Source organism: Sulfitobacter sediminis (assembly GCF_040811725.1).
GTDB classification, from domain to species: Bacteria; Pseudomonadota; Alphaproteobacteria; order Rhodobacterales; family Rhodobacteraceae; genus Sulfitobacter; species Sulfitobacter sediminis.
In genome coordinates this window covers 1-10991 of record NZ_JBFNXX010000048.1, presented here as the reverse complement: position 1 = coordinate 10991, position 10991 = coordinate 1, and the positions used below count along the sequence as shown (strand labels likewise).

The 10991-nt window shown below is 54.9% G+C and carries 9 protein-coding genes; 4 read left to right on the top strand and 5 right to left on the bottom strand.

The features are described from left to right. Positions 1 to 214 precede the first annotated feature (214 nt). The 4 genes from AB2B41_RS22390 to AB2B41_RS22375 form a co-directional block, all read right to left on the bottom strand. Positions 215 to 1597, bottom strand: a complete 1383-nt coding sequence (locus AB2B41_RS22390) for a transposase (RefSeq protein WP_367880048.1) — start codon at positions 1595 to 1597, stop codon at positions 215 to 217. Between the two features lie 144 nt (positions 1598 to 1741). Continuing rightward, complete coding sequence (locus tag AB2B41_RS22385) at positions 1742 to 2341, bottom strand: TetR/AcrR family transcriptional regulator (protein WP_367880047.1); 600 nt, start codon at positions 2339 to 2341, stop codon at positions 1742 to 1744. Between the two features lie 39 nt (positions 2342 to 2380). Beyond that, on the bottom strand, positions 2381 to 3205 hold the full coding sequence (locus AB2B41_RS22380) for a DUF2145 domain-containing protein (RefSeq protein WP_367880046.1): 825 nt from the start codon (positions 3203 to 3205) through the stop codon (positions 2381 to 2383). Between the two features lie 12 nt (positions 3206 to 3217). Continuing rightward, positions 3218 to 3565 carry a hypothetical protein gene (locus tag AB2B41_RS22375; RefSeq protein WP_367880045.1) on the bottom strand — a complete coding sequence of 116 codons (348 nt, stop codon included), beginning with the start codon at positions 3563 to 3565 and terminating at the stop codon, positions 3218 to 3220. Between the two features lie 1238 nt (positions 3566 to 4803). On the opposite strand from AB2B41_RS22375, the gene AB2B41_RS22370 reads away from it, so the two are divergent. From AB2B41_RS22370 to AB2B41_RS22355, 4 genes are all read left to right on the top strand, one after another. After that, positions 4804 to 5961 carry a mechanosensitive ion channel family protein gene (locus tag AB2B41_RS22370; RefSeq protein ID WP_367880044.1) on the top strand — a complete coding sequence of 386 codons (1158 nt, stop codon included), beginning with the start codon at positions 4804 to 4806 and terminating at the stop codon, positions 5959 to 5961. Between the two features lie 61 nt (positions 5962 to 6022). Further along, on the top strand, positions 6023 to 9547 hold the full coding sequence (locus AB2B41_RS22365; RefSeq protein WP_367880043.1) for a SpoIIE family protein phosphatase: 3525 nt from the start codon (positions 6023 to 6025) through the stop codon (positions 9545 to 9547). Positions 9548 to 9557: 10 nt separating this feature from the next. Next, positions 9558 to 9896 carry an STAS domain-containing protein gene (locus AB2B41_RS22360; protein WP_367880042.1) on the top strand — a complete coding sequence of 113 codons (339 nt, stop codon included), beginning with the start codon at positions 9558 to 9560 and terminating at the stop codon, positions 9894 to 9896. A gap of 157 nt (positions 9897 to 10053) precedes the next feature. Then, positions 10054 to 10389, top strand: a complete 336-nt coding sequence (locus tag AB2B41_RS22355) for an STAS domain-containing protein (RefSeq protein ID WP_367880041.1) — start codon at positions 10054 to 10056, stop codon at positions 10387 to 10389. 480 nt (positions 10390 to 10869) lie between these two features. Here AB2B41_RS22355 and AB2B41_RS22350 read toward each other — a convergent pair whose 3' ends face one another. Then, positions 10870 to 10980, bottom strand: coding sequence for an integrase core domain-containing protein (locus tag AB2B41_RS22350; protein ID WP_367880049.1), 111 nt, complete (start codon positions 10978 to 10980; stop codon positions 10870 to 10872). Positions 10981 to 10991: the final 11 nt, after the last annotated feature.

Below are 10991 nucleotides of genomic sequence, written 5' to 3'. Positions count from 1 at the left end.
ACAGGCTGAGAGGAGCGGCCTTGCGGCTTTGGGCTTCGCTCATCGGCAGCTCTGACCCAGACTTCTTCAACACTATCTCCGCTCAGCGGACCTCGATACCAAGCGCAGCGAAAGGCAGGAACGAGCCGATTCCGTTGAAAAACTCTCGGCTTTTGGCGCTTCTGTTTAAGCTATCGTGTTGATTTCTTTTGGATGTGGAAGTCCTGATCGCCCGTCATCCTGTAGCTGGCACCATGGGCTTGAGCTTGGCCAGCTTGCGGAGGTTCTGGGCGGTAGCTGCGAGGGTGAATTCGTCTTGAACGCCGCATGGGCCGCGTAATCGGAGCCTTCCGAGACCGAGGATACGTTTGAGGTGTGCGAAGAGCATTTCGACCTTTTTCCGCCGGGCCTGTGCCTTAGGATTGAAGTCTGACGCAGTGCACTGACGTGCGAACTCCCGGACTGCTTCGTATTTCTCGCGGTGGATCGCGCGTGCTTCCGAGTTTGGGCTGCATTTGGCTTTTAGCGCACAGCCTGTGCAATCGGACTTCCGCGCTCGATATTTGCGGGCTTTCCAAGTTGGTGCATTGCGTGCGGGATCGGAATAGGTCCGCCATGTGTGTCGCATCTCTTTCCCGCCCGGACAGATGTAGCGGTCGTTCTCATCGTCCCAGGTGAAGTCGGAACGCGAGAAGGTTCCGTCGGTCCGCTCGCCTTTGTCGAAGACGGGAATGAAGGGCAGGATCTGGCGCTTCAAAGCCAGCCAGACCAGATTGTCAGAGGACCCGTAGGCGGTGTCAGCTGCGATCCAATCGGGCTTCACGCCAAACCGGTCTTCTGTGCGGTCGAGCATCTTGCGCATGGCGCCAACCTCGGCGGCCTTGTTCGACCGGCTCGCGTCCACGTCCAAGATGATCCCATGGTCCGTGTCGATCAGGTAGTTGTCAGAATAGGCAAAGAACGCGGGACCTTTGCGGGCTGCCGTCCATTGGCTGGCGGGGTCAGTGTGGGCGGTGAACTTGGGCTTGGCCGTGGTCGCAGCGCCAAAAGCCTCATTATCAAGAGTATCAAGGTACTCGCGCACGGCGCGGGGTGCCTCAGCGGGATCAAGTTCACGAGCGGCCCAGTCCTCCGGGTTGCTGGAGTTCTGCTTCTGAACATCGGCGCTGATCAAACTGGCGTCGACCGCGAAGCCCTGGCCACCAACCAATCCTTCTTCCATGCAGCGCGCAACAGTCACCTCGAACACATGTCGCAAGACGTCACTCTCCCGAAAGCGACCGTGCCGGTTTTTAGAGAATGTTGAATGGTCTGGGATACGATCCGTCAGATCAAGCCGACAAAACCAACGGTAGGCGAGGTTCAAATGCACCTCTTCGCACAGCCGCCGCTCGGACCGGATGCCAAAGCAGTATCCAACCAACAGCATCCGGATCAGGAGTTCTGGGTCAATGGATGGGCGGCCAGTGTGGCTGTAGAAGTCTTCAAGATAGACGCGGATGCTGCTCAGATCGACGAACCGATCAATCGACCGCAGCATGTGATCTTGGGGAACGTGATCCTCAAGCGAGAACTCGTAAAACAACGCAGCCTGTGCTTCCTGCCTCGGTCCCATCATCGCCAATCCTCCCGCTCTTCAAGAGAATTGAATCAGCCAGCCCCCCACCGATCAACCACGAGTTTTTCAACAAAATCAGCCCAGAACAGCCGCAAGAAAGGCGTTTGCGCATGCAGCCCAAGAATTCCATGCACGACAGTCCGGTTAGTCGGTTGGGTAACGGTCGAAGCCTGAATTGACCAGTTCGCCAACAAACGTGCGTGCCATCTCCGGATCGATTGCCACGATCGTTGGGCGGCAGGCCAGCGACACCAGCCCATGGACCGAAGCCCAAAGGAGAAGGAAGAATTGCTTGCTGCTCTCGGATCGCGGATCCCCACCACCCGCTTCGATGAGCATATCAAGCAGCCCGATCTGGAATTCCTCGACCTTCCGGTCAGGTGAGACGGTGTTGCGATATTCGAAGAGCAGCCACCAGCGCCGTGGTTCGGCTATGGCGAATTCTAGGTAAGCTACTCCGAGCGCCATGACACGCGCGCGCGGCTCAGGCTTGGCGGCGGCCACCGCGTCGTGCAGGCGATCCGCCAGCATTTGCGACGAACGATCAATCACTGCACGGACCACCGCGGGAAGATCTCCAAAAGCGTTATAGAGAGAGCCTACGGAGACCCCCAGATCCCGCGCGAGCCGTCTGGCGTTCAGCGCCGCCATCCCTTCGTCGAGGACGATGCGCTCGGCCAATGGCAGGGCGCGTTCGCGAATCTCGGCAAGGTTGCGTTCGCGTCGGGTCTTTGGTGTCGTCATGGGTTGCTGAATCAGGCAAATCGCGACCCTTGTCAATTTTCAGAAGGCCACAACGCGGGTCTGATCAATGCGATACACGCGTTTGGCCAGACGGTGCGACTGCATGAACCGCGCGATGCTACCAAAGGTAGCGGTGGCCACAGTTTCACCGTGATCCCGCGTTGTCAGTGCCCGGCTCGCAAAAGCGGCCAAGCTGCGTTTCGCATCGCTCAGAGCGACGGGCTGAGCCTCAAAGTGGGCGGTGATGTTGGCCTTGATACGCGCCTTATTCGATGTGCCGTAAAGGCTCGCCATCAATACGTCGAGCGTGTGCTCGGTGCAGTTTTGAAAGGTAGTCGAATTCGGGTTGGATAGGACTGAATAGCGCGGATTGTGCAGCGCCGAATAGCTGGGCGAGGCAATGGTCGCCAGAAGTTTCTTTTGAAGCCGCTTGTCTGGAATGATGATGCCGGCATCCATGCTCCAGGCAGGAGTGAAAAAATCGGTCGGGCTGTCCTGCACCAATACACTGCGCGCACGATTGCCCTCGGTCTGGTACAGGTTATAGACGCGATAACCCGTTCCGGTGCTGCCGTCGGCGTTGGTGATGCTGGAATAAACCCAGAAAGCTACATGGGTGTATCGGATACCATCGGGCATCACCGACGGATCGCGACCCATCCGTGCCACGATGGCCACATGTGCCCCCTGTGCGGCCAGCTCGGTCTGCACCCTATCTGCGAATGCAGAAATCTCGGCGATAGGGCGGACAGGCGCAGCGCCAGCGCTGCTGCCGGCTGTCACGACCGATGGGAAAAAAAACGCGGCGTAGAGGCCCAGCAGACCAAGCAACCGGCGGAATGAGAAAGACAGAGATCGGGTCATCTGAGCCACTCCTTATCGATCAAGTGTTGGGGCAGGATCGGCAGCGATGGCCGGGGCCTGGGTCGCGGTGCCCATTCCGGCACGCATCAATTCTTCTCCCGCCCCGAGCGATCCCGCACCAGCGGCCTGCAGGCCAGCCCCTGAAACCGTGAGGGTTCCTCCAACGATAGTTGCTGGTACGGCAATCACACTGGCCACGCCTTGGGCGATCGCAACCGAGCCATAAGCTGATGCCTGCGCGCTGTGGTGCCCCGAGCGGGCAGAATTCTGAAGGCTGCCCTGCGCTATACATGGCAGGCCGGCGATCGAAAGAATGGCAGTAGTAACAAGTGATGCAATTTTCATTTTCTTGCCTTTCATGAACAATGTTCACGACGCTAACCGCGCACAGAGATGGCAGTCAAGAAAAAATGAACAGCGTTCACAATTCGATGCAAAGCCAAGAATTTGTACTCCCGGATAAAACTGTCGGCACCGGAAGATAAACACCGAGCCACGGCGAACGACCGCTAAGTCCGGATTGTGTTGAAAAACTCGTCGCCGCAAAATTCGCGCCAAAATTTTGGAACAACGTCCCTCTGATTCAGGCTCGATGAAACTACGTTCGCAAAAGCGGGCTTTGGCGGGAAGATGTTCTCCCAAATCGGTCGCCTCGGTCCGCGAACCGAGTTTTTCAACACAATCTCCGCTAAGCGGCCACACTCCCGTGCCTTGTCGAACGTCCGCTATAACCACCCAAAGCCAGCACTTGTTTTCCAAACACTGTTGCTGAAAGTGTGTTCAAGCACAGTGTTTCAGGTTAGTGTGTTGAACACAGTGTTTGCCCAACCCAATGCAGCAACGCGCATCGCACAGTTTATCGCACACCTCAATTGCACCTAAAATAACCATTTAAAATCAACGCATTAAAATAAACACAAGTCTTGAAAATCCTCGTGTCGGTGGTTCGATTCCGCCCCCGGGCACCACTTCTGTCATAAAAATAAAGCACTTCAGCATCGCACAGTTTTCACTTCCTGCGTTCCCGAGCGTCGTCGATGCGGTGGAGGGCCCTTTCCGGCTTCGCCAACCTCGTTAAACAGAAACGAGACGTCTGTGTGGACCGCTTTTCCTTCGAGTTTCCCGTTCCAACCTTCCGCAGAGGCCCAGTCAGAACGCCGCAAGAGCCTATGTGTCATCAACTACCTCCCGTATCAACGCAGGGGATATACCACAAAACTTCGGCAGCTTCGTCCGCAACTCGTTCATCGCGCCTGATCTTGGGAATGTCTGCTGTCGGCAGAAGCTGACGTCCAGGCTCGAAACCGCGTTTTGACGACACTGGATGACCGCTCAGCGCCCAACAGCGGGCACCTGACTGAAACAGTCAGATGACGGCGACGAGCCGGGAGCAGACATTGATCGGCGGATAAATGGCCAATGAGCGAAATTTCATGCTCTTCAGCAATCTTCCTCGAGACGCCAGAGATGGCAGGATCCGAAGAGTGGGTCTAGCGCGCGGCCCAAACATTCGTATCATGGCAAAAAACGAACACGCAGCGGAAGCTACCAATCAGCGCTGACGCTGCGGCCAAAAGAATGATGTCGGGGGGCGTCCTTTGAGTTTTATACAAGAAAACCCACAATTTAGCTTCATCGTCATTGTGGCGATAGCTCTGGCTGCATCGCCTTTGCTCCAGCGGCTAATCGGTCGCGTAGCATTTCGGATCGCAATCCGAACTGAAACCGTTATCGACGACCTTATCGTCGATGCCCTGCGCCCCTTCCGCTTCGTCTACGCAATCCCTACGGCACTGGCTTATTTCCTCGCCGATTGGTTGGCGCCTTATGCCTACGAGGTCCGCGTACTATCGGGCCTCGTTTCTATCTTCCTTGCAGTTGAAACAGCTTTGAAAGTCATGGGCGCGCTTGCCTCGATCATCCGCCATAGATCGGGGGCGAAGGGCGTCAGTTCGACGGGTTACATCGACATTCTCAAAATATTGACAGTGCTTGTCGGCATCGTGGCCGCGGGCTCGGTTGTCGTCGACACTGACCTGATAACACTTATCGGCGGAGTGGGAGCGGCGACCGCGGTACTGGGGCTCATCTTCAAGGACTCGCTGCATTCAATTTTCGCCAGCATAAAAATCGCTTCTTGGAACCTGATCCGCGAGGGTGATTGGTTGGTCGTGCCAAGCTTCGGCGCCGACGGCACTGTCGAGCATATTGGTCTCTACGACATCAAAGTGCGCAACTGGGATCTGACGACTGTACTTGTTCCCACGCACTCGGTGCTCGAGGTCGCAAACGTAAACTACACAAGTATGCAGGACACGCGGGCCAGAAGGTTGTTCGAGACCTTTTCGTTCGACGTCGGATCAGTCCGCGTTTGTGACAGAGCCCTCTTGGAGCGACTGCAGGGTGTTCCCCTGATTTCAGATATAGTCGCGGAGAAGCTCGAAGCGCTCGGTGACAGTGATGAGCCTGGAACAGATGCTCGGCTAGCCCCGGTCATTACGACCAACTTCGAGATCTTTTGCGCATACGTAGATAGATACCTCAGGTCCCGCGAGGACATTCATCAGAAGCGCCATTACATCATGATCCGGACCACGGCCCCAACACATCATGGCGTTCCGATGGAGATATTCGCATTCCTCCGTGAAGTCAGCCTGGTCCCCTTCTCGAAGATTCAGACAGAAATATTCAATCATCTTCTGGCGATGATCGGAGTTTTTGATCTGCGGCTGCACCAGAGCCTAGCGAAGGAATAAAGCCGATGCACATGAGAAGAGCCGCGGCAGCAATTCGTCTCAGTCTTCGCAGGCCGAAAACATGATAACGCCGCCTAGATCCCCTTCTTTTCTGGGCAATCTCAGGATCCGGTCGAAACTGCTGGCCGTTCTGGTCATCGTGGCGGCGGCAAGCGTCGGTATTTATGCGGTAGTGGAGTACCGGGCCGCGAAACAGGCTTTGCTGCAGGAATCCTTTAATAAGCTCACCGCTGTGCGCGAGATGAAGGCGCAGCAGATCGAGGACTATTTTTCAACGATATCGAACCAGATTGTAACGTTTTCAGAGAGCCGAACGATCGTGCAGGCAATCGGAGAATTTCGCGCTGCGGTTTACCTGCTGAACAATCGCGCAGGCGCCCCGATCTCGCCCCTGCTCCAAGATTACTATGACCGAGAGTTTTTGCCCCGCTTGGACAAGAATTCTCTCGCGGCGGATATTGGGCGGTCCGAGAGCTACATTCCTCAGGATGCGACCGCACGGGTTCTTCAAGAACTTTTCATCGCCCGGAACCGAAACCCGACAGGCGAAAAGCACCTTATGGACGATGCCGGTGATGGAAGCCACTACAGTGCTGTGCACAGACGCTATCACCCCATCATTAGAAACTTCCTCGAAAAATTTGGGTATTACGATATCTTCCTGATCGATGCTGAGAGCGGGCGGATTGTTTATTCTGTCTTCAAGGAAGTCGACTTCGCGACCTCGCTTTTGACAGGGCCTTACGCGGGAACCAACTTTGCAGAAGCGTTCAAAGCTGCAAGAGAGGCTGGTTCCAGCGACTTCGTCATTTTCAGGGATTTCGAGCCCTACGCTCCATCTTACAACGCGCCCGCCTCCTTCGTCGCGTCACCTGTTTTCGACGGCGACGAACTTACTGGCGTGCTGATTTTTCAGATGCCGATCGACAGGATCAACGACATCATGACTAGTCAAGGCGCTTGGTCCAATGTCGGGCTAGGCGAAAGCGGCGAAACCTATATCGTTGGCGAAGATTTGCTAATGCGGAACCAGTCGCGGTTCCTGATCGAGGACCGTGACGGATATCTTGGCATGATCCGTGGCATCGGACTGGACGAGAGCATCGTCCAAAGGATTGAGACCTTTGGTACGTCGATCGATCTTCAACCGGTGGACACACAGGGCACGCGGGCGGCCTTGGCCGGAAAAACGGATACCGAAATCTTCCCAGACTATCGGGGTGTCCCCGTACTCTCGGCATTTCGTCTTCTTGATCTGCCCGATATGAGCTGGGCAATCATGAGCGAGATCGACGAGGCTGAGGCGCTCGCGCCGGCCTATCGCTTGCGGGATCGGACCCTGCAGCTCATGAGCCTTCTGATAGCGGGGATCGTCGCAATCTCCTTCGTTTTCGCGCGAACAATGACCCGCCCGATCCTGGAACTGAGTGACAAGGCACAAAGGATTGCCAAGGGCGATCTCGGCATTACGATCGAAGCAAGTGGTGGCGACGAGATTGCGCAACTCGCCAATAATTTTGATCTAATGCGCGAAGCATTGAAAGACCTGGTCGAGGGTCTGGAAGCAAAAGTCGCAGATCGAACCAAAGAGCTCGCCGACAGTGAAACCAGGGTTCGCTCCATCCTGAACAATGCAGCCGACAGCGTGATCGTAATTGATGGCAAAGGCGTGGTCAGGGAGTTCAATCCAAGCGCCGAAACGACCTTTGGATATGATGCAAGCGAAGTCATTGGCGGCAAGGTTGACGTCTTGATGCCCAAAAGGCACGCCCGGGATCATGACGCTCATCTTCAGCGCTACCACGATACAGGCGAAAAACGTGTCGTCGGCTACACCCGGGAGGTCGAGGGGCTTCGGAAGGACGGCACCGAATTCCCCTTGGAACTCCACGTCGGAGAGGCCGAACTGGAAGACGAAAAGCTCTTCGTCGGGATTATCCGCGACATTACCGACCGCAAGAGGCAGGAAAAGGAAATTGCCGACAATCTGAGCTTCGTGACCACTCTGGTGGACTCGGTTCCCAATCCCATCTTCGTCAAGAATACCTCTGGAGTATATGTGAGCATCAACCGAGCTTACGAAAAGGCTTTTGGAGTGAGGCGAGAGGATATCATCGGTAAGACCTTGAAAGATCTGGATTTCTTCCCGGACGAGCACCGGACCAAGAGGCACGACGAAGATATTCAGCTTCTACGAGATGGGGGAAGTTCGCACAGGGAGACAAGCGTCGTATTGGGCGATGGACAGGAACATGACATGCTTTTCTGGGCGCGCGCGTTCAATCTGTCTGACGGCTCGCGGGGCGGAGTGCTCGGGGTGATGGTCGATATCAGCCAGCAGAAGGAACTGGAGCGACGACTGGAGATTGCGAACAAACGAATGGGGGACGAGCTCAATATCGGACGCCAGATTCAGATGAGCATGATACCGCTGACGTTCCCAAGGTTCCCTGAGCACAAAGATTTGGATGTCTGGGCATACATTCGTCCGGCGCGCGAGGTCGGCGGAGATTTCTATGACTTCTTCAAGATCGACAATCGCTACTTCGCGTTCGTTATTGCAGATGTGTCCGGCAAGGGCGTGCCCGCAGCACTTATGATGGCGGTTGCGAAGACACTTCTAAAGTCACGGACACAAGATACCAAATCGACTGCCAATATCATCTCTGCGACTAACAATGAGCTTAGTGAGAACAATGACGATTGCATGTTCATCACGGCTTTCTTTGGCATCATCGACACGAAAACCGGTATCCTGACCTACACGAACGCCGGGCACAATCCGCCTTATCTAATAAAGACGGATGGCTCGTTGCGAGCGTTGGACGAGCTTCATGGCCCCATGGTCGGTGTGATGCCGGGAGCGCCCTACGGCGAGGCGCAAATGAAGCTCGACGTTGACGACAAGATCGTCTTGTTTACCGATGGCGTCACAGAAGCCTTTGACGCGAAGGGAGCTGACTACGGCGAAGCCCGACTCGAGGCGCATCTTGAACGCTCCAAAAGGCTCGGGACGAAGTACCTCGTCGAGTCTCTGTTGCGCGATGTGGATGAATTTGTCGGCGGCGCCGAACAATCCGACGACATTACGCTATTCTGCCTTCGCTATGTCGCGTGGGATGTGCGCGACGCTCGCGGAACCGTGGAGTTACGTCTGGTCAATGAACTGCGCGAGATCGACCGTTGCCTCGCGGCGCTGCAGGAGATCTGTCAGCGGTTCGAGCTTCCGCCCGAGATTCAGAACAATTTTTCGGTGGTCCTGGATGATCTGCTGAATAACGTAATCAGCTATGCCTACGACGATGAGGGTGAGCACATCATTGATGTGGTGCTGTCAACGGATGGTCAGCGCTTCATCGTCTCAGTCACGGACCAGGGAGTCGAGTTCGATCCATTCGAAAGAAAAGACCCCGACGTAGAGTCGAACTTAGAAGAGCGCGAAATAGGCGGGCTTGGGATACACCTTATTCGCAACCTTATGGACGATTTCTCTTACCGGCGTGTTGAGGGCAAGAATGTTACGACGCTGATGAAGCGATTCGCCGGCGATACGCCAACACAAACCGACGCGACAACAACGAACTAAGGGGGCTGAGATGCATACGGAAGTGACGCATCGCGCTACAGACACTGCGGTGGTGATCTACGTGGATGGAGATCTGACTACCAATACAAGTCCAGACGTCGAAACCGAAATCCTTGAGGTAATTGAGGGTGAAGGAAAGCACGTCGTGATAAACGTTGAGAAGGTGAATTTCATTGCATCAACAGGCCTGCGAGTGATCCTTGCACTTGGCAAGAAGTTGAGCGGCCAAGGTCTGAAACTCACCGTGTGCTCCATGAACCCATCGACCAAGTCGGTCTTTGAGATGTCGGGCTTCACAAAACTCTTTCCGACATACGCGAACGAAGAAGAAGCGCTGCAGGGCCTTTAGTCGCCGTTTGGGTGCCAACGCACCCGTAGTTCGAGGTTATGGCGAGATTTGCAACCAACAGCGTGCGCTGCAATGAAAAAACGACCGTACCGAGACGCCTTGTATTCGACGAGGCCATGTCGGTTCGGCGGTCACGATAAGAAATGAGATGAAAGACATGGAAATCACGACAAAAGACGTTGCCGGAATAACTTTTGTAAGCCTGATGGGCGATATCAAAAGCACGACTTCAGGTGAAGTTATGGATGCACTGGTTGGGTTGGTAAAAGGCGGTTCCGATAAGCTGCTGATCAATCTGGAAGGTGTCGATTTCATTAGTAGCGCGGGCTTAAGAAGTATTCTCGTTGCAGCCAAGCTGCTCAAGAACTCAGATGGCCAAATGAAGATTTGCGGCGCAAACGAGTCTGTGCGGAAGGTGCTCGAGACTTCTGGCTTCACCAGCCTTGTTGCGCTCTACAATGATGAAAGCGAGGCGCTGGCGGCATTCACTTAGTTAGACGCACCAAGTGAGCACTGTTGGCTAAACAGAGGCTTGGGAAAACCTGAATAAGCTTTCGCACTGTCGCCTGCTTCTAAGTGTCCGCTTTGAGGGACAAAGCCAGCATTTGTGTTCCAAACAGTGTTACTGAGAGTGTGTTCAAACCCAGTGTTTCAGGTTAGTGTGTTGAACACAGTGTTTGGCAATCCAGCGCAGCCAACGCGCATCGCACAGTTTATTGCACACCTCAAACTTGCCTCAAATACCTGTTTAAAATCAATGCGCTATAATAAACGCAAGTCTTGAAAATCCTCGTGTCGGTGGTTCGATTCCGCCCCCGGGCACCACTTCAGCCATAAAAATAAGCCTCTACAGCATCGCACAGTTTTTACTTCCTGCGTTGCACAGTCATCGCACAGTTTTTCGTGCGTTGCTGGGTGGATTTGTGGGCTGAAAGACTGTGTTGAACACAGTGTTTGGAATCGCTGTGTTTGTCTAGCCCCCACGGACTGGGCCACTTCTTTGTAGAGTCTCGGGCACTGGCGGTCGCATGTTGAGCGCCTGGTGCGGGCGTGTGTGGTTGTATTGTCTGAGCCAGCCATTGATGACGACTTGTG

Excerpts from the sequence above, each read along its gene's own strand:
- AB2B41_RS22390 (WP_367880048.1), bottom strand. The coding sequence starts at position 1,597 with ATGATGGGACCGAGGCAGGAAGCACAGGCTGCGTTGTTTTACGAGTTC.
- AB2B41_RS22380 (WP_367880046.1), bottom strand. The coding sequence starts at position 3,205 with ATGACCCGATCTCTGTCTTTCTCATTCCGCCGGTTGCTTGGTCTGCTG.
- AB2B41_RS22375 (WP_367880045.1), bottom strand. The coding sequence starts at position 3,565 with ATGAAAGGCAAGAAAATGAAAATTGCATCACTTGTTACTACTGCCATT.
- AB2B41_RS22360 (WP_367880042.1), top strand. The coding sequence starts at position 9,558 with ATGCATACGGAAGTGACGCATCGCGCTACAGACACTGCGGTGGTGATC.
- AB2B41_RS22355 (WP_367880041.1), top strand. The coding sequence starts at position 10,054 with ATGGAAATCACGACAAAAGACGTTGCCGGAATAACTTTTGTAAGCCTG.
- AB2B41_RS22365 (WP_367880043.1), top strand. The coding sequence starts at position 6,023 with ATGATAACGCCGCCTAGATCCCCTTCTTTTCTGGGCAATCTCAGGATC.
- AB2B41_RS22385 (WP_367880047.1), bottom strand. The coding sequence starts at position 2,341 with ATGACGACACCAAAGACCCGACGCGAACGCAACCTTGCCGAGATTCGC.